The sequence below is a fragment of the Desulfosporosinus metallidurans genome, assembly GCF_001936615.1.
Taxonomy (GTDB): domain Bacteria; phylum Bacillota; class Desulfitobacteriia; order Desulfitobacteriales; family Desulfitobacteriaceae; genus Desulfosporosinus; species Desulfosporosinus metallidurans.
In genome coordinates this window covers 17,585-36,957 of sequence record NZ_MLBF01000025.1, presented here as the reverse complement: position 1 = coordinate 36,957, position 19,373 = coordinate 17,585, and the positions used below count along the sequence as shown (strand labels likewise).

Sequence of the window (19,373 nt, the reverse complement as noted above, 5' to 3'; positions counted from 1 at the left end):
CAGAGGTTGAACTCGGGAAAGGGTTGAGAAAAATGGATTTGCTACAGTCTTTGCGCGAAAAAATTACCCAAGAGAAAGACTCTAAACAACGGGCTATACTATTCTGGTATGATGCCAGTGAACAGATGGACTTTACTGAGTTAGAACAAGAATTTGCGCCAGAAGAAATTGAAGTGCGTCGCATAACCCAAAATAATTTCTTTCGGCTGAAATACGACATCGAAATTAAACATCCTCAAACTTCGTTTGTTCTCTATGCCTCTTTTCCGCGACCCCATGATGAAAAGAATTACTTGTTGGATATCCTGCTTTACGGAGCAGAGTTTAAGTCGGATGAAGTGGCCATGGTAGTCGCGGAACTGCAGGTAGACGATCAGGAAATCCGCCCCCTGGTTGAACGTTATGCGGCCTTCTTTAAAGGTAAAGAACGTAAGCACAAGTTAAAACGCATGTTACCGGCCCATTCAGATCAGAAGACGGTCGAAATCGCTATGCTCGCGGTACTTAGCGGCTCCCCCTCGATGACCATTCCTGACTTAACCAAACAGCTCTTACATTTAGGGCTTGATTCTGCTTACAATGAGGGCCTAAAAAAGGTTGCCAAGTTCTTCTCCTTAAAGCGCATGTGGGAGTTGATCCTACCGCACTTTGGAATTGTGATCGAGGGGGATAGTAGTCCTTTACTAGAATTGATGGAAAGCTTGATTTATCAACATTTCGCCAGCGCAGCGCGCATTGATCCCCCTTTAATGGAAAGCTTGAAATCGATCTTACCGAATACCTGTGCACTCTTTATTGACGACTGGTTTCGGGAAGAAAAGCAGAAGGTAGAGCAGTTAGAGGGATATATTAGAGATTTTGAATCCAAGTTTAGGATCCCTGAGCAACTCAGAGCAAAGTCGCTCGAGGGGTATGATCTCACCACGACGTTTCCCTCGATAGAGGGGTTACTGATCGAGCAAATGATCGAACAGATCATGCATCAAACGGCTGATCTAAGTGCTTGGAGTGAGCGGATTAATTATCACAGGCAGTCCCACTGGGGAAAAAAAGAGAAACTCGCCGGTTATTATAATGTGCTGAGTGACGTAGTAAAACTTACTGAGCTAAAAACACTGCTCAAAAAATATGCTTCTAATTCGGCATCGTGGGGGAATTTCTTAAGCCTCTACGCCAGTGAATGGTACAAAATTGACCAAGCTTACCGACACTTGATGCAAAACTACTGGCACCTAGAACAAAGAGAGTTGTTGCACCCTTTAATAGAACAACTGACCAATTGGTATGAAAACGTTTATCTTCTCCATCTGGCGAATCAAACCAATGATTGGTTAAGTGAGGGGACTATTGAACATAAGGGTAAAATATTGAAACAAGAACGATTTTACACCGAACAAATCCGCCCTATTATAAATAAGGAACAGACGAAGATTTTCGTGATCATCTCCGATGCCTTGCGGTATGAAGTGGGGCAAGATTTAAGAGAACAGCTCAATCAACGCATCAATGGCGAGGCAACGATTCAACCCATGCAGGTTAGTTTACCAAGTTATACCCAATTGGGTATGGCGTGCCTCTTGCCCCACCGTGAAATGCGCATTGATGAAGGTGGAACGGTCTATGTCGATGGCAAGTCCACCCGTGGTTTGGCCAATCGCGAGATGGTTTTGCAAGCGCATTGTCCGGAGTCGGTAAGCTATCGTTTGGGGGATTTCATGGATTGGTCCACCAGCGTGGCCGATGAGAAGTTCAAGCGAAAACGCTTGGTTTATTTGTACCATGACGTGATTGACGCAACGGGAGATACAACTAAAACCGAACGGGAGACCTATGATGCGGTCGAACGAACGATTGTGGTCTTAAAAGATGCCGTCGACAAACTTTCACGCCTTCAGGCTAAGCGAATCTTTATCACCTCTGATCACGGCTTCCTATTTCAATATAACAAGGTCGAAGCGGACGCCAAGGTCAAGGCGGTCACAGGCGAAATCTATGATAAAAACCGGCGTTTTGCTTTAGGAAAGGGCTTAACCGTTCCGGAAGGAGCCATTCGCCTTCCGGTAGAAGCAGTATCCCTTAATTGTGAGGCAGTGATCGCTAAAGGGCTAAATCGTTTTATCGGAGCAGGCGGGTTGCAATTCATTCATGGTGGAGCCATGCCCCAGGAAGTGGTGATTCCCTTGATCGATTATCGTCGCACAGCCGATGCCGAACTAGTCAACGTTAACCTAGCAACTCCTGATAAGATTATTACTAACTACCGGCAACAAGTAACTTTCTACCAAGAACAAAGGATTACCAGCGATGTATTACCTCGTCAGGTTAAGATGGCTTTCTATAAGGATGACGAGAGAATTTCTAATGAAGTGATTTATACGTTTGATTTGACGGGTGAGGCGATGGAACGGAATGTATCGGTTGTATTTACCTTAGCGGAAAGCCACTATGCACTGGGGGAAACATGCCACTTGAGGATTGAGACGATGCGGGCGGGTAAGGTGGAACTTTATCGGGATGAAGTGTTCACACTGCGGATGTACCAAACTCTATATTAAAAGTGGATAGGGGGACGGATTGTAGATCTGAATTAAATGAAAGCGAAAGCATATTGGCTTTCAATATAAAGAAGGTCCTCCGTAAAATTTTGATTTTCATCAGATTCGATTGCAGGGTTGTAATATGATCTGTATAATAATGGTAATATCTGCGTGCTGTTAAGGTGAAATTCATGCAGGATGTTTGCTCCATTATCAAATCTGAAAAATTAGGGAATAATCTATGAATAAGGAAGAGGTGTGGGAAATGTATATTAGCAAATTAGTTCTTAATGATTTCATGCTTTTCAATTCCCTTAATATCGATTTTTCTAAGAATATTAATATTATTAGCGGTGAAAACAGCACTGGTAAGACGGCCATGTTAAAACTGTTGTATTCGGCAACTAAGTCAATTAGCAATGCCAACAAAGCTAAGTCAGAGTTAACAAAGGAACAGAATGAAGAGCTTCTAGTTTCAAAGCTTCAAGGTGTTTTTAGACCGGATGATGATAAAATTGGACGTTTAGTAAGACGCATTCAGGGAAGCAAAAGCACTAATATAGCAATAACAGTCAACGAAAATACGAAACTTGAGTTTGGTTTTAGTTCAAATCAAGAAAAGCATCTGGATATCAATCAACTCTTAAGAGGATTTGTGAAATCTGTTGAGCCAATATATCTTCCGCCTAAAGAAATAATCTCGGCTACAGAGAATTTCACTGCTCTATACTACGAATACCGTATTGCTTTTGAAGAAACTTATTATGATTTGGCTCTTCTACTTGATAGGCCTTTAAAGAGGGGACCCAATACGGCTGAGCAAAACAAAGTATTGGAGAGCTTTAATAATATAATCAATGGATCGATAATTCAAAAAGGCAAGAAATTTTACCTTAGAGTAGATGGTCAAGGCGAGTTTGAAATGGGGTTAGTTTCCGAAGGATATCGTAAGCTATCAACTATTATATATTTGATCCTCTCCGGAAGTTTAAACAAAAACTCAGTTCTTTTTTGGGATGAACCTGAGACAAATATGAACCCCAAAATGATAGAACCAATAGTACAAGCTTTAGTAGTACTGGCAAACATGGGCGTTCAAGTTTTTATTGCGACTCATGATTACTTCCTACAGCAGTGCTTTTCCATGATTTCTGAGTATAAGCCAAACCAGCCCATGCTAGAAAATATTGATGTAAAATTCATTTCATTTTATAAGGAAAATGATAATATCCTTTTCGAATCCGGTCCTACATTGTTGGATTTAGAACATAATGCTATTATGCAAGAATTTGATCATCTTTATGATAGAGAACAGAGGTTATTCTATGAGGTTTGATGAAAGCGGCATCGTCTTTGAATTTGACGATCATCTCACCGTAGATAAATTTGATGATACTGGATATTACAAAAAATACTTTAAAAATTTGCCAGGCGGCAAGGGAGTAGATTTCATTCTGAAATCGGAGGATACTCTTATGCTAATAGAAGTCAAAAATTGTGCTGGACACGAAGGTGAAAATCTATGGCGCATTTCAACGGACAACAGTAAACGTGATAGAACCGCCACAATGGTTGATACTGAGGACAGAGATAGCCTCGATATTGAAATTCCTAAAAAAGTCGCGATGACATTGGCATGTTTGTGTGGTGCACATTCTCAGCCACAATTACAAACTCATAGTGGGGTATTGAAGAAGTATTCTGATTTTATCATGACGAATAATATATCTTTGGGAACAAACAAAATCAAAGTTGTTTTGTTTTTAGAGGGAGATTTTGCATCAAACACAAGGCCTCAAAAGGCAATTTTGACCAATTTGCGTGAAAAAATTAAAAAGAAATTGTCTTGGCTAAATTGTAATGTTTTTGTTAAAAATATTGAAAGCCATCGCCGCCATAACTATTACACTGCCAGTATGAAGGCAGATAATGCATAATCCTCTCTGGATGAAAGATTCGTTTGTGAAAAGAAGGCTATGATGCTCGTTGCACATTATGCATTCTTTGAGTTTCGGGGTGATAATAGGGTGCAGTTTAATCTAATTGCAGTGGTGACTAGGGGGAAGGATCGTTGATTAAAGTTGGAGATATCATCCAAGGCCCCTACTGGGCGGAGATCGTAGAAATCAAGAAATGTGAATCCATAGATCAGACCCTCTTTTTAGTAGAAGCCATTGGTCGCCAGACGAGAGAGTATTATGAAACCTATTTGGAGTTACAACAGATTGAGTCCTTGGAGCCATTACAACAAAACGTTAATAGTGTTTTTAGCATGGATCGAATTGTGCATTACTTGCGCTACCATGTCCTCAAGGTGGATGAACGCTATTCTAAGTCAAGGGTGCGAGGGAACCAACGGATTATCCCCTTGCCCCATCAAATTGAAGCGGTATATAGCCGCATGTTGCAAACCCCACAAGTGAGATTCTTGCTGGCGGATGATCCAGGCGCAGGGAAAACAATTATGGCGGGGATGCTTCTTCGAGAATTATTGGCCAGGCAAAGTGTCGAGCGAATCCTGATTCTTGTGCCACCGCTGGTGCTCCCTCAATGGCAAGAAGAGTTAAAGGAGAAGTTTGGCGAGGAGTTCAAGATTATTTCTCGCACAACACTGCGTGAATCCGGAGTGCTGAATCCGTTTGATCAACACGATAAATGTCTGGCCTCCCTTTACTGGGCAATGCGTGAGGATGTCAAGAACTATCTGATCCGTTCTAAGTTTGACCTGATCATTGTAGATGAAGCGCATAAGATGGCGGCCTACACCCATGGGGTAAAAAGGAGGAAAATACAACGAACCAAGATGTATCAGCTAGGGGAAGTGCTGTTGCGAGATATAGAACATTGTTTGCTGTTGACGGCTACCCCGCACAAGGGTGATAAGGAGAACTTTCGCCACTTAATGAACCTCATAGACCATGACCTTTTTTCCAACCTCAACACTAGCGACTCATTATATGAGAAAAGCAATCCCTTTATCATCCGACGATTGAAGGAGTCCATGGTCACCTTTGAGGGTACCCCCTTATTTCCTAAACGGACCACCCAAACCTTAGCCTTTAATTTGTCCAAGGATGAATTAGAGTTATATAACGATGTCACGGCTTATGTCAGTGAACATTTTAACCGGGCCAAAAAGAATAACAATCATAGTACGGTATTTGCGATGATGCTCTTGCAACGCAGGCTTTGCTCTTCAATTGAGGCGATTTACTTATCCTTAGTACGAAGGAAAGAACGGCTCGAAGAGGCATTGGGAAAAGAATTAATGCAAGTTCAGGCGTTCTCCATCGAGGATTATGAAAATGCCACAGCCGAAGAACAAGATGAACTGGAGGGCGCAGCAGAGGGTCAAACTGATGCACTTGACCTCCATGAATTGCAGTTGGAAATTGATGAATTGACGCGTTTAATTCGGAAGGCCAATGGGGTCCGGATACTGGAAGTCGAACGAAAATATTTAGAGCTAGAATCCACTTTGTTTGGACCAAAGGCCCTTTTGGCCAAAGGGGAAAAAATTCTCATTTTCTCGGAGTCCAAAGATACCCTGAATTATCTAGAACAGCGCTTACTTGAACGGGTACCAACGGTGGCGAAAATTATCGGAGACTTTTCTATGGATCGACGTCGAGAAGAGATTGAAAAGTTCCGCAATGATGTTCAGATCATGCTAGCAACCGATGCTGGTGGAGAATCAATCAACCTGCAATTTTGTAATCAGATGATTAATTATGATGTCCCTTGGAATCCAAACAGACTTGAACAACGAATGGGGCGTATTCATCGGATTGGTCAAAGGAATGAAGTCTTTGTCTTTAACCTTGTAGCGGTGAACACTCGCGAAGGGGAAGTCATGAGATGCTTACTCGAGAAGCTTGAGCAGATGCGCGTGGATCTAGGTCAGGAGCTTGTCTATGATTTCATAGGCGAAGTTCTGGAAGAAGAGGAAATTGATCTGGCAAGCCTCATGGAAGGGGCCATTTCAGGTCGTGAAAATCTGGATGATCTGATCGCTCAGATGGAAAAACGTTTATCAGAAGAGCATCGACGTCTACTGGAACAAGCTCGAGAAGAGCGGCTCGATGATCAAAGTTTTGATTTCCCCGGTGTGAGGCGTTCATACAATGAGTTATCCCTGGAAAGTATGCCTGCACGTGTTTACGGACAGTTTGCCTTAGAACAATTACAGTCCACACGTCTGAAGTTGAATATATCAGCGGATAGGTCCATCATTCGTACGGATCGCATCCCAAAATCTGTCCGAGAATTCGGAAGAAAAAATAAGATTATTTTTAACGACGAAGGAGCTTATCGGTTTACGGTCAAGGAAGATAAAGAGTCAAAAGATTTGTTGCTTTTGCAAAACGATCATCCTCTCTATAAGCTCGCCCTAGCCTATGCCGAGCAGGATGTACAGCGAACATCGATTCCGGCCTGTAGTATACGGTTTAAAGCGAGCGAATCTCTTATTGTAGAGTTGAATGAAATTAGTTTTGTTAATGGTCAAGGCCGAGAATTGGAACGCAGCTTGCTCTTGCTAGCGAAACGAGCCAATGGTGACTATATCCGTTTGTCTCCCTATTGGTTGTTTAGTGATACGATGGGGGGCGCAGAGATAGTTGGTTTGGAAGATGGAACATTTAAGGGGGAAGTTATTAAACAAGCGCGTCTACAGTTGATCTCGATGCGTCTTGGTCGAGAAGAGTTACTGAATCGGAAAAGTCAATTCCTAAGACGTTCTTTTGATACCCAGATGACAACACTTTACGAGCGTTTGCAAAAATATCAAGCGGAGGATGTCGATCATAGGAATAGTGCTTTAATTAACCAAACAATCAGTCAGGTTGAAGAACTCGAAGAGCGTCGCAATGAAAGGCTTGAAGAAATCGAACGAGAGCGCAGCATACAATTACGACCCGTGAAAAAAGTGGCTCAATTTAAGGTACAAGTTCCTGAGGATTCGCTCTATAGTCGTCTAATTCCAAACGATTATGAAAGCATCATCAAGGATTATGAGGATCACCATGGAAGGCTTTATCAAAAGATGATGGATGCCTATGGTTTGATTGATTTTATAAGCGAAGATACTGAGGGAGTCAGTAGATATGTCATTTTAACAACTAATGAAGATGAGCTAACTAAGGATTTGATTGAACAGGACTATCGTACGATTAGAGAACGTGTTTATGTATACCGAATGGAAGGGAAGAGGGTTGTTTACGAGGTTCCCTTTCAAACAATGTTTTTTATTGATTAGGTATAAGGTGGTCTGACTTACTTCCTTTACCCGATTGTTCTCCATATTGTAATCAATTGAAAGGTATAGGTTTAATTACTGGCACAACCCGGCGGCTTTGAGGGAATGTTGATGGATGGGTGTCCACTAGAATTTCCCAATCCCTCTGAATTGTTCTAAATCATTATGGGTAATCTATAAATATGAAAAATGAACTAGGTTTTTTCCCTACCCCTTATGAAGATGAAGACTTCAGGAGTTTGACGTATCGTTACCACATTCGTTCGGGTAACTTAAATATTACAAAAACAATTGAGGAACTTTTTAATATTAAGACCCATAGATTAGCGCATTTCCCTCGTAATTTAGATTATTTGGCTGAGAGGCTGCCTGAGAAACTCTTTCTTACTACGGATTATTTCATAGCGAATCACACGTTATTAGCGCTGTTTCTTCCGTTTCTTTCACTCGATGAACGCGAAAAGATCCTAGTAGAATTTAGGTGTGCAAGTGATAGATCGGAGATTGGTACTCGATTGTTGTCGCCAATAGTCTCCACCCTTGTTCGTTATTGTCCAACTTGTTTAATAGAAGACTTTGAAAGATTTAGGGAATGTTATATACATAGGGTTCATCAGTACAATTTTGTAACTGTTTGCCCAGTTCATCGCTTTAACCTAGTAACCCATTGTCCCAAATGTGGTGCACCATTGTCAGATAGCTTTGGACGATTTATTTTGATGGAACCTACTTGTTCATGTGGGCACTATCTAGGAGATGGTCGCAGAGTAGAAGTAGAATCGCCCACGCAGATTCAATTGTTTAACGAGCAACTGGCAAGGGATGTTAAATTTGTTATTGACAATGTGGACAAATTAAACGTTGAAATATTTAAAGAAAAAATGCTCAGATTATATTCACATAAAGGGTACCTGGCATCCCAAGGGATGTTCATAAATACAAAGTTTTCAAAAGGATTTTTAGGTTTATTTAGCGAGGAAATGTTACAGACTGTAGGCCTTGATTCCATTTATCTGTCAAATAGGACTGCTTTAAAAGTGCTGAATTTCAATGGGCGTCCAAAAAATCAACTATTACATATTTTGGGCATGGAGTATCTATCCCAATCCGTCAAAGGTTTTATATCTAGTGAATTTACTACCTCACCTTTCGGTGCGGGTCCTTGGTCGTGTAAAAATACTTACTGCCCTGACTATAATAGATTTGTTATACAGGGTATAAAAGTAGTTTTAACAAAAAAACTCAATATTTTTTTGGAGAGTTTACTTGTCCTAGCTGTGGCATGATTTATTCCCAAACAGGATCAGAATCCGAAGGAAATAAACAAGAACAAAAAACGGTTGTATCCATTGGTTGGCGAGTAGCCGCAATAATATTAGAGAGCTACCTTTATAACGTAACCCCCGACCATGTTTTCGAGGAACTAATGGTTAAACCAAGGCAGCGTAAGATGATTGAGCAGAAGGCTAACTATACATTCGAATCGGCGAAGAAACGCTCTATATTGGATTTCTTAAAAGACCTCATCGAAGGAATAAGAACAAGCGAGGACGCTCGGGAATTTTTATATGGGCGAATATTCAATTATCTAAGTCCAAATGCACAATATCTGTTTGCAACCATATCTATTCTGGTAGACAACGATTTGCGGTTCAATTTTGACGTATTGGAATATGTTCTTGGAAAAGTCATACCGGAAAAAGATCAGTTCGAGGCAAGCATTGACGAAGTCATCAACCAAAAGGTAATCGAACGAAACAACGATGTTTATGGTCGTGTTTACTCGGCAGAGTTACTCCAGATGATGACGGCCAGATATAACGAATATCCTCAAGATTTCCGGGATACGGTCAGAAATTTATTGAATAGCATCGGAGGGAAAGATATTGAGGGTGATATATTAGAGGCCATGCTCACTCAGGCTGACAAAAGCCGTGCGTTTAGCAACGAAAAAGAGACTGTCGAGAAATATCGTCGTGTCTTAAATAACTCTAAGTGTTCGTACAATCTTCGTAAAAGCGCACTCAAGCGATTATCTGATTACCTATCAAACTCAAGGCTAAATCCTGTTGCTGCAATTAGTGTCATAGAAGAATATATACATTTCTTTATTCACGATTCCGACATTTATACTCTCTATGTTTATTTGTTATGGTCTCAAGAGGTGCTGGAAAAAGAAAAAGCTGTAAATACAATCAGGGAATTTTTCGCAAAAGGCAGCCATAAAAAAACATCTAACGATTATCTTACTTTTTTTGCTCTCGGTACCGGTTACTGTATCAACTTCGATATTCTGTATAGGAAATATGAAGAAGAAAAACTCAGAAAGCAGCAATATCGCATGACATTTAATGAATATGGGAAAGAACTGTTCGACTTCATAAAAAACGCACCCCTTTCTTGAAAGGGAAAGCGGCCCTTTTCCACAATGTCAGGGTTGCTTTGGTACAAACGTTAAAATTATGTTATAACTTAAGCAAATACGAAAAATCATCGGATAAAGTTGAATATGGATTGGAAATATGCGCGTGGTTAAGAAACTCTGGGTTAAAAGATCCTTTTGTATCGCAAGTAAACCGAAGGCAGGATGAGCTTGAAAAAGCCTTAAAAGATCGACAACCCGCAAAAGACATTAGTGAGCTTGACATTTTTCAGCCTGAAGCCATATCCGAACCGGAAGATGCTGACGAGGATATCGACAGTTTTCTGAGCAATAGCGGTCGGCACTTTGTTGGTGACATCATCAATGTAGAAATACTTCATATCATGCCTTATGGTGCCATTGCTGGCATTGATGAATCCATACAGGGCCTGATACACATTTCTGAGATTGCCTATCGATACGTTGGAGATATATATGCCGAATTTGAAGTCGGAGAAATTTGTCCGGCAGAGATAATTGCTATCGACGAAGTCAAAAAAAAGATTTCTCTAAGCACAAAGGGATTGGGGAAATTCAGTTAAATATGTCTGTCGATACAGAATCGAATAAATATAAAGTATATCAATACCATGAACCAAAGATTTTAACGGCTCTCTTATTCGGGTCGGTGGTTCAATCACACTGCCGCTCTTGTCACCGTCAAAAACACAACTTTTAGCGTCCTGTACGACATGACCTCAATTATCTTCTCACATTAAAGTGGTGGGATTGACCTGTTTGAAAAATTTTTAACAATCTTAAAATCCTGTGCAGCGGATATGCAAGCAATATTGAGCTTCGCATCCATATAACTATTACATACTACCGTCGGGGTCACTGGCTTCGAGGATCGAGCACGCGCTGGGGTAAAACATAGCAAACTGGGTCATAGGAGTATATGATGGGTAACTGGTAATTGAAGAGGTTTTTGATGAGAAAGGACAGTCGTCATTTGTAGACGACTTGCCCTTTTTGTTTTTTCTTGGAATACTTACACGATCTTAGGAGGAAAACGAGGAAGAATGTGGAAGATGTAGAGGTAAGATTATCTGGAACGTTGAAAGCATTTCGACACTAAAGAATTGTAGTTGTTTCATATCTTCAGTTTTGGTTTACAAAACGTAACTGATTGCCAAACCGAGTTGCGCTAATCTCTATTTGGGTTGTAGCCATTTTGTCTGCGAAGTTGAGTAACTCACAATAGCCTAATAATGGGAAGTGTTAAAGAAGTTATGATGATTTTGGATAATTAGAAACCGTGTTGAATTGTTTTTAAACCAGGGAGGGTTATTTTATTGAGCAATATAAAAAGTATTAATAAAACAATTTATTTTGATAAAGAGACAATAAGGAATATTTTGCAAGAACAAAACAAGGGGTCAAAAACAACACAAACAGATTTTGTTTCCTCAACTGGAGTTGCTATAGAAGTTGGAGTTGAAGCAAAGGTCAATTTGAGTGTGCCTTTTTGGGACAGGCTTTCTTTTTTATTTTCTGGAAAAATAAACGCATCGTTTATGATTAAGAGAGATAGTTCAACAACTATTACTTCAACAGAAATTTCCGAGTTTGAAGAATTGAAAACGCACCTTACAGAAATTAAAGATACCCTAATATATGACATTGAAAATTCTTCGACTTTTTTTAGGGTAGCTGGTGGCTACTTGCGTATTGTAAAGGGCGGCGTTGAAGGTGTTGACACAAGTGAGTTTAAGGCTGTAATGGATGGTTACGACGGTTATGATACATATAAAGTAGATTCTCACCGTTATGTGCGATTCAATAATTCAGCGTTTGTCAGCAACTATAAGCGCAATGATTTATTAGCAACCAAAATGACATTATATTGTATTTCCGTCGGAGAGTTTGATAAAGAAAAGTTTGACTTCATGAAGCAACTATTTAAAATGGAAACCCTACTTTCAGGTGTAAATCAACACAAATCACTTGCTGAAGCGTATCCAACAAGACAATCTAATGCCGAAGATACTGCAAGAAGCGTAATGACATCTGACGATAACAGGCCCCCAAAAATACAATTATACGATGTAGTTTACGCTTGTGTTACGGCAGGAGGCACAAATGGTTGATAAAAGAACATACCATATAGTTATCGGCTCGAAGGCTTTTTTCGATGCTCAAGTCAAAAAGCTTGAAGAAAAACAAGATGAAGAATATGAAGAGAATGTTATTAAAATTTTTTTGGAGCTAGTTAGATTATCTGATGAACGGAAGCAAAGAGGTTATCCTTTTTTAGACGAAGATAAAGCTTCTATAATGATTTTGAAGAATGATAATTATCATGGAATTGTAGAATCAGCCCATGATAGATTAGGTTCTCTTATTGAAGAATTAACAACAGATGACGCTATCATTTATATTCATAATCCGCCAATAATTTTAGAAGCGTATCTTGAAGGTTTACATTATCGTGGATTAATTCATTTGTCTCGCGATAAAGAAGAATATAGCATAAATCGACAGCCCGAAAACTTCTCGGGCAACATGAAAAGAATCGCTCATAACATTTTTGGACAAGACGAAGCTATAGTTGAAATTAGTAAAAGTATGTGGTATCTAACAACTGCAAACCGGAAGAAACCTTATGTTATTATGCTTTATGGTGGAAGTAGTTTAGGTAAGTCAGAATTAGTACGTGAAATTGCAGATAAATTCTTTAATGGTAAATTTGTTGAAAAACATTTATCCATGTTCAAAAACGATGCATATTCCCATTACTTTTTTGGAGATCGTCCAAACCGAAGAAGTCTAGGATTTGATCTTTTGGAAAGAGAATCTAATCTTATTTTTCTTGACGAACTTGATAAATGTCCCGAATACTTTTACTCAGCCTTTTATACGTTATTTGATAATGCGATTTTTAGTGATGCAACTTATGAATTGGATATATTTGGCTTATTAATTGTTTTGACCTCGAATTATAACAATATGAATGAAATGAAAGATCGTCTAGGACTTCCCATTTTTTATCGAATTGATAAATTCATACATTTTAAAGATTTCTCTGAAAAAACCATCTACGATATTACTATGAGTGAAATAGAATCACATGTTAAAGAGTGTAATGAGAAGATTAATGCGATTGATGTGTATAAAAGAGTGAGTCTAGTTATTCAAGCAACTGGCGAAAACGCTCGAACTATTAAGAACAAAATACAAAGCGCTATTGAAGAAATGCTGTTTCAGGAAGTTAAAGATATTAGTACTCTTTGAACTTCGCATTTATCCATATAATACCAAATTTAACTTCTGTACCTCTCCCTCCGTAAGGGTGTCTCATTTTTCACTGGAGATGGCTCAACCATTACCGGTGTCTCTGTTAAACCATAATGTTCTGGTGTTAATGAGTAAAATAATTTTCAACTCACTTTCCATAGAAAGCGATAAAACATGCACTGCAAAATAAAGGTGAAGCAGAAAATGATTTTTCAAAAACTGCACAAGCTAATAAAGTTCACAACTTTTTTCTATGGAATTTTTAATAGAAAAAACCAGTTCACAACTTTATAAATTTTTGTAAAAATTGCAAACCGCAGGATTAGCAGATGAGAGTTAACAACTTAATTTCGTTACAATAGTATGCGGAATTATGGCTTGGTGTTTGGAGCTAATGAGGAGTATTATAAGTGAATATTACGGTTCGACAGAGCCAGCGTTCCGGAGGTGGGTGAGCCACCTCTCCGGTAAAAGTGAGCCATCCCTCCGGAGGCTTGAGTCACCTACTCGTTTACACCCATGGACAAGACCGTCTCAGTAACAGACAGTCAACCTCCGTTGACCCCATAGTAAGACTTTACATGGGTGCGGCGGATGCTACCCTAGATCAAGGGATGGGGCTTACCCCAGAGGAATACATCCTTATGAGCCACAGCCCTCGACCCATTGAAGCATCCGACGTAGGGTCCCATGTCAAGTCGACCCCAGAGTGGCTCTCTATCCGGAAGCGTGGCTCTGAAATTCCGGAGCTGTGGCTCTCACCATCCGGAGCAGTGGCTAAATTCGCTCCGGATTATTCATATAAGCGGGTAAAAGAGGTAAGTTATTGCAAGAATGTTGTAAAGTAGTTTGCGAAAGGGTGATTTTTGATGGGTACAAATATTAAGATTCTTGGTTTTACCGGAAGCCTGCGCCATAATTCATACAATAAGGCTGCTCTGCGCGCAGCGAGTGAATTGTTGCCTGAGGGTGCAAGCCTTGATATTGTGGATCTGTCCCTTATTCCATTTTTTAATGAGGATTTGGAGGCCGAAGGGATTCCTCAAGTGGTAGCAGATTTCAAAGAGAAGATTGCCTCGGCCGATGCGATACTAATAGCGACTCCTGAGTACAATTATTCCATACCTCCAGTATTGAAAAATGCCTTGGATTGGGCTTCTCGGGGTACTGAAAAACCATTGAACGGCAAGCCCTTAGCGATCATGAGTGCGTCTATCGGAATGTTTGGAGGAGCGCGAGCACAGTATCACTTGCGCCAGGTATGTGTTGTGCTCAATCTCTTGCCACTTAACAAACCCGAGGTCTTCATAATGAATGCAAGCACGAAGTTTGACCAAGATGGGAAGTTGACGGATGACTATAGTCGTAATGCAATTACCCAACTATTGCAGGCTTTGGTGGATGAGACTCAAAGGTTAAAGAAAATCTAACAAGTTCTTATTCGATTTGCCAGTCAATCGGCTTCCTATTCTTGGAAATCAAGAAAGCATTGGTTCGCGAAAACGGTTGACTGCCAAAGAACCCTCTACTTGCGGATAAGGGACTTGGGTGAGCGGATTCGATGATCAAATGATGGGGATTGGTAATGAGTCTCTTCTTGGAACGAGCATTATTACCCCATAATATAAAGACCACGGGGTCGGTTTTCTCGTTAACTAAAGAAATAATCTTATCCGTAAATATCTCCCAACCCTTGTTTTGATGAGAATTGGGCTTCCTTTCTTCAACGGTGAGTGACGTATTGAGGAGTAAAACTCCTTGTTCGGCCCATTTTCGAAGAGAACCATGTTTAGGTATCTTACAGCCTAGGTCGGATTGGAGCTCTTTAAATATATTTTGGAGGGATTTTGGCAAGGGTACTCCAACATTTACTGAAAAACTAAGCCCCATTCCTTGTCCGATATTAGGATATGGATCTTGCCCTAAAATGACGGTCTTAGTATTTTCGTAGGAGGTAAATACTAGAGCGTTAAACACATCTTCCCTTTTGGGGAAGATGTGTTTGTGTCTGTATTCATTTTTGACCCATTCTAGTAATTTGATATAATAGTCTTTTTTTATTTCGTCATCAAGTAGTCTTTTCCAATCAGCTTGAACTGCCACGGGTTAGAACTCCTTTCCTCTACCTTCTATGTTAATTAATATTGTCACAAATTTTGGTGTATGTCTAAGGATATCTTAGAGTTTAAGGGCGTTCTTTGGCTCAGTATTTCAGAGATCTTAATAAAAAACGCCAAATTTTTTATAAAATGGGAATTTTACTTGTAACTTAATGAGTATAGCAGTGATGCAATATGTTGGTCTCGAGGGGAGGATATCCTATAAATTTGCCGAACTAAAGAATTATCCATAATTGATCTAAGATTAAATCGGGATATTTTAAATAGGCAGGGAGGAAATGACCTTTGAAGAAGGGCTTTTTTACAACAGACTCATATCATACTAAGGAAAATACCCCCCGTTTGTTTTTAGATAGATTAGTGTTCAATACGCGTTTATATTTTATGAGTAAATACTGTTCTATCGTACTTAAATCTCGTAGTGCAGCCCTGAAGGGTCAATATGAAGCGGAGGCTTGGGCATTATCTTCGTATAATGTCTTCAAGTTAATTGAGGGATGCGGGGGGAGGTTTCACATTACGGGGCTTGAGAATTTACATAAGTGCCAAGGACCTGTAGTATTTGTTAGTAACCATATGAGTACCCTTGAGACCATGGTATTTCCTTGTATCATCGCTCCACTCATGAAGGTAACCTTTGTTGTTAAAGATAGTCTTGTTGAACATCCGTTCTTTGGTCCGATAATGCGTTCTCGAAATCCGATTGTTGTAAGTAGATCAAATTCTAGAGAAGATTTTCAAAAAGTTATGAAAATGGGACATAAATTATTATCAGATGGAACATCTATTATTATATTTCCTCAAAGTACAAGGACAGTTGAATTTATACCGAAGGAATTCAACTCTTTAGGAGTAAAGTTGGCAAGAAACGCTAAGGTTCAGGTTATCCCTGTTGCAATAAAGACCGATTTTTGGGGAAATGACAAATACTTGAAGGATTTAGGACCAATCAATCGCAGTAAACCAATTCAGATGGCCTTTGGTGAACCATTATCCGTTGATGGTTCGGGAAAAGAGGAAAATGAATTCATTATCGAATTTATTAGTTCTCATCTAAAAAAATGGAATGATTAGATAATATCAGCGATCCTTTTGGATAGTTTTGTTGCATCCATTCTAAACTATTTTGCGCCGCATCCTTTGTAGATGATCTCTCCATAATCTGCACCTTTAATTCAGTTTGCCCGCCTTTTTCAAACTCAGAGAAAAGATAGGGCAGTGCTTTAGCATCCGGTTATCTATTGATGCTTGCGCGGCTGGCATTCATGTCCAATGACATGTTGTTTAACTGGTTCAACACCAAGTAGGCGCCCCTTCTTGAGGGGCGCCTAGTCATAGTGCGCCACGCATGGCGATTAACTAGGTGGTGAAAGTCCACTATGGGGGCCTGTAGTTGCCAACCATTAGCCAAGAGCAAGGGTGTCCACCGTGAGGTGGAATCTGAAGGAAGCTGGAGGCAAAATTCCGACCCAAGGAACACGAACATCATTAGGCATAGGATATGGGACGAGTTTGCTATACAAAACGAAGTCCAATTAACTACACAGACATACCAATGTAGATGATGTGGGTACATGGAATGAAAGTGAATCGTCTTACCGTGGGAGGTCTCATGGACGTGAGGAGATAAGTTTGAATCACGGTTGAAACAAGATTTGCCATGAGAAGTCAGCAGATGCCATAGTACTGTACCCGAGGAAGTCGACGTCATCGGGGAAGGGCTGAACCTTAGGAGGTGGTAGTAAATGAATGTTACCAAAACGGAAGTGAAGTGCAGCCAACTTCCATCAGACAGCAGTCATAAGGAAGGCTCACTGCAGAAGAATAGTGCGGAACACGAAGGATATGCAGGAGTGCACAGTTCTGGGAGGATAACTGAAAACAACATCATCGACGCAGACAAGTCGAAGGATAGACTGCTTGAGAGAATTGTGGACAGAGACAATATGAACTACGCATATAAGAGAGTTAAATCCAACAAAGGGGCTCATGGAGTCGATGGGATGAAAGTAGATGAACTTCTGCAATATCTCAAAGAAAACGGAGGCCAACTCAGGCAGTCAATTTTGGACGGTAAACACCGTCCTAATCCCGTCAGAAGGGTGGAAATACCCAAGGAAGACGGAAAGAAGACAAGAAAATTAGGAATTCCTACCGTAGTTGACCGAGTGGTACAACAGGCAATAGGTCAAGTGCTCACGCCGATTTTTGAGAAGCAGTTTTCGGACAATAGCTATGGGTTTAGGCCCGGACGAAGCGCTCATGATGCCATCAGGAAATGTCAGAACAACATAGAAGAAGGATATAAATATGTTGTAGACATGGACCTTGAGAAGTATTTCGATACCGTGAATCAAAGTAAATTGGTCGAAGTACTAGCAAGAACAATTAAAGATGGTCGAGTCATATCGCTCATCCACAAATACTTGAGAGCAGGCGTGATCGTCAGAAATAGCTTCGAAGAAACAGAAGTCGGCGTACCGCAAGGTGGCCCCCTTAGTCCGATTCTTAGTAACATTATGTTAAATGAACTGGACAAGGAGCTTGAGAAAAGGGGGCACAGGTTCGTCCGCTATGCGGACGACCTAATGATCTTCTGCAAAAGCAGAAGAAGCGCCCAACGTGTACTAAACAACATCCTCCCTTTCATTGAGAAGAAGCTATTGCTCAAAGTGAATAAGGAGAAAACAGTGGTCGACTACGTAGGAAAGGTGAAATTTCTTGGATTCTCGTTTTACCGAGCTAAAGGCAAAACGAGGGTTAGAATACATCCAAAATCGGTTGCAAAGATGCGGTGCAAAGTGAAAGAGCTTACGGCCAGAAGTAATGGAATGGGCAATGAGCTTAGGGCAACAAAACTTAGACGCTATATCATGGGGTGGGTAAACTACTTCAAGATTGCTGACATTAAGACGTTGCTTTCAGGAACCGATGAATGGATGAGAAGGCGTATTCGCATGATCTACTGGAAACAGTGGAAACGAGTGAGAACGAAGCTGAAAATGCTTAAATCACTGGGCATCCGCGAGCAGAAAGCATGGGAATACGCAAACACAAGAAAGAGCTACTGGAGAACATCCAATAGCCCTATACTATCTAAATCCCTAACGAACAATGTTATCAGCGGATTTGGGTTCCTATTCTTTTCAGAGTATTATCGACAAGTTACAGCGTGAACTGAGGAACCGCCGTGTACCGAACGGTATGCACGGTGGTGTGGGAGGTCGGTTACTCAAATAATGGGTAGCCTCCTACCCGATCAATAACACTGGTTTATTTTGCCTTACATGAAACCATCCATACTACACCGAATTTATCAGTAAATTTACTGAATAAGGGGCTAAAAAAGGTTTCTTGCAGTTCCATCTGAATGTTACCACCTTCAGATAATGCTACAAAGATTGCTTTAGTTTCTTCTTTCGTCTCAAATTCTAATGAAAAAGAAATGTTATCGCCAGCATTATAGGGTGTATTAGGGAATGTATCTGAAAAACGAATGACATGGCCATCCTTTCTCAATTCTGCATGCATAACAAGACGTTTAACATTTTCGGGGACCGGAAAGGCTGGATTTGGTGGTGCATCGCCAAAACGTAATATTTGACTCTCTCCGCCTAAAACCGTTTGATAGAATTTTACTGCTTCTTCACAATTCCCGTTAAATGCAAGATACGGCACTAACCAATCACTCATCGAAAAGCCTTCTTTCCTTAATTATTGTTCATATTATGTGCGATATCTATTTAATTAGACATTCTATAGTTTATAGGGAATTATTTCAACATCTAAACCTTAAAGAC

15 protein-coding genes are annotated in these 19,373 nt (G+C 40.3%); 13 read left to right on the top strand and 2 right to left on the bottom strand.

What is annotated here, in order from left to right:
- Positions 1 to 32 precede the first annotated feature (32 nt).
- From pglZ to DSOL_RS14960, 11 genes are all read left to right on the top strand, one after another.
- Positions 33 to 2,555: a BREX-1 system phosphatase PglZ type A gene (gene pglZ / locus DSOL_RS15010; protein WP_075365643.1), complete on the top strand. Its 2,523-nt coding sequence runs from the start codon at positions 33 to 35 to the stop codon at positions 2,553 to 2,555.
- Positions 2,556 to 2,778: 223 nt separating this feature from the next.
- Positions 2,779 to 3,873: an AAA family ATPase gene (locus DSOL_RS15005; RefSeq protein ID WP_235838841.1), complete on the top strand. Its 1,095-nt coding sequence runs from the start codon at positions 2,779 to 2,781 to the stop codon at positions 3,871 to 3,873.
- Positions 3,863 to 4,474 carry a DUF6661 family protein gene (locus DSOL_RS15000; protein ID WP_075365641.1) on the top strand — a complete coding sequence of 204 codons (612 nt, stop codon included), beginning with the start codon at positions 3,863 to 3,865 and terminating at the stop codon, positions 4,472 to 4,474. Before DSOL_RS15005 ends, DSOL_RS15000 begins: the two co-directional genes overlap by 11 nt.
- A 134-nt stretch (positions 4,475 to 4,608) precedes the next feature.
- A complete protein-coding gene (locus DSOL_RS14995) occupies positions 4,609 to 7,794 on the top strand; it encodes a DEAD/DEAH box helicase (RefSeq protein ID WP_075365640.1) in 3,186 nt (1,061 codons plus the stop codon).
- A 182-nt stretch (positions 7,795 to 7,976) separates the two neighbouring features.
- Positions 7,977 to 9,080, top strand: coding sequence for a TnsD family Tn7-like transposition protein (locus tag DSOL_RS14990; RefSeq protein WP_075365639.1), 1,104 nt, complete (start codon positions 7,977 to 7,979; stop codon positions 9,078 to 9,080).
- Entirely contained in the window at positions 9,077 to 10,198 is a 1,122-nt protein-coding gene (locus DSOL_RS14985; RefSeq protein WP_075365638.1) for a hypothetical protein, read from the top strand. Before DSOL_RS14990 ends, DSOL_RS14985 begins: the two co-directional genes overlap by 4 nt.
- A gap of 38 nt (positions 10,199 to 10,236) precedes the next feature.
- On the top strand, positions 10,237 to 10,758 hold the full coding sequence (locus tag DSOL_RS14980; protein ID WP_170871519.1) for a S1 RNA-binding domain-containing protein: 522 nt from the start codon (positions 10,237 to 10,239) through the stop codon (positions 10,756 to 10,758).
- Positions 10,759 to 11,511: 753 nt separating this feature from the next.
- The gene (locus DSOL_RS14975; RefSeq protein ID WP_207649634.1) at positions 11,512 to 12,306 is read left to right on the top strand and encodes a DUF6414 family protein; all 795 of its coding nucleotides are present in this window, start codon (positions 11,512 to 11,514) and stop codon (positions 12,304 to 12,306) included.
- Complete coding sequence (locus tag DSOL_RS14970; RefSeq protein WP_075365636.1) at positions 12,299 to 13,450, top strand: AAA family ATPase; 1,152 nt, start codon at positions 12,299 to 12,301, stop codon at positions 13,448 to 13,450. Before DSOL_RS14975 ends, DSOL_RS14970 begins: the two co-directional genes overlap by 8 nt.
- A gap of 497 nt (positions 13,451 to 13,947) precedes the next feature.
- Positions 13,948 to 14,301, top strand: a complete 354-nt coding sequence (locus DSOL_RS14965; protein ID WP_075365635.1) for a hypothetical protein — start codon at positions 13,948 to 13,950, stop codon at positions 14,299 to 14,301.
- A 21-nt stretch (positions 14,302 to 14,322) separates the two neighbouring features.
- Positions 14,323 to 14,883 (top strand): NADPH-dependent FMN reductase, encoded by a 561-nt coding sequence (locus DSOL_RS14960; protein WP_075365634.1) that lies wholly within the window; start codon positions 14,323 to 14,325, stop codon positions 14,881 to 14,883.
- A 7-nt stretch (positions 14,884 to 14,890) separates the two neighbouring features.
- Here the strand turns inward: DSOL_RS14960 and DSOL_RS14955 are convergent, their stop codons facing one another.
- The gene (locus DSOL_RS14955; RefSeq protein WP_075365633.1) at positions 14,891 to 15,556 is read right to left on the bottom strand and encodes a uracil-DNA glycosylase; all 666 of its coding nucleotides are present in this window, start codon (positions 15,554 to 15,556) and stop codon (positions 14,891 to 14,893) included.
- A gap of 302 nt (positions 15,557 to 15,858) precedes the next feature.
- On the opposite strand from DSOL_RS14955, the gene DSOL_RS14950 reads away from it, so the two are divergent.
- Both DSOL_RS14950 and ltrA read left to right on the top strand, forming a co-directional pair.
- Positions 15,859 to 16,647 carry a lysophospholipid acyltransferase family protein gene (locus DSOL_RS14950; RefSeq protein ID WP_075365632.1) on the top strand — a complete coding sequence of 263 codons (789 nt, stop codon included), beginning with the start codon at positions 15,859 to 15,861 and terminating at the stop codon, positions 16,645 to 16,647.
- Between the two features lie 671 nt (positions 16,648 to 17,318).
- Positions 17,319 to 18,749 (top strand): group II intron reverse transcriptase/maturase, encoded by a 1,431-nt coding sequence (gene ltrA / locus DSOL_RS14940; protein WP_075365631.1) that lies wholly within the window; start codon positions 17,319 to 17,321, stop codon positions 18,747 to 18,749.
- A gap of 97 nt (positions 18,750 to 18,846) precedes the next feature.
- Here ltrA and DSOL_RS14935 read toward each other — a convergent pair whose 3' ends face one another.
- Positions 18,847 to 19,266: a VOC family protein gene (locus DSOL_RS14935; protein WP_075365630.1), complete on the bottom strand. Its 420-nt coding sequence runs from the start codon at positions 19,264 to 19,266 to the stop codon at positions 18,847 to 18,849.
- Between the last annotated feature and the right edge of the window lie 107 nt (positions 19,267 to 19,373).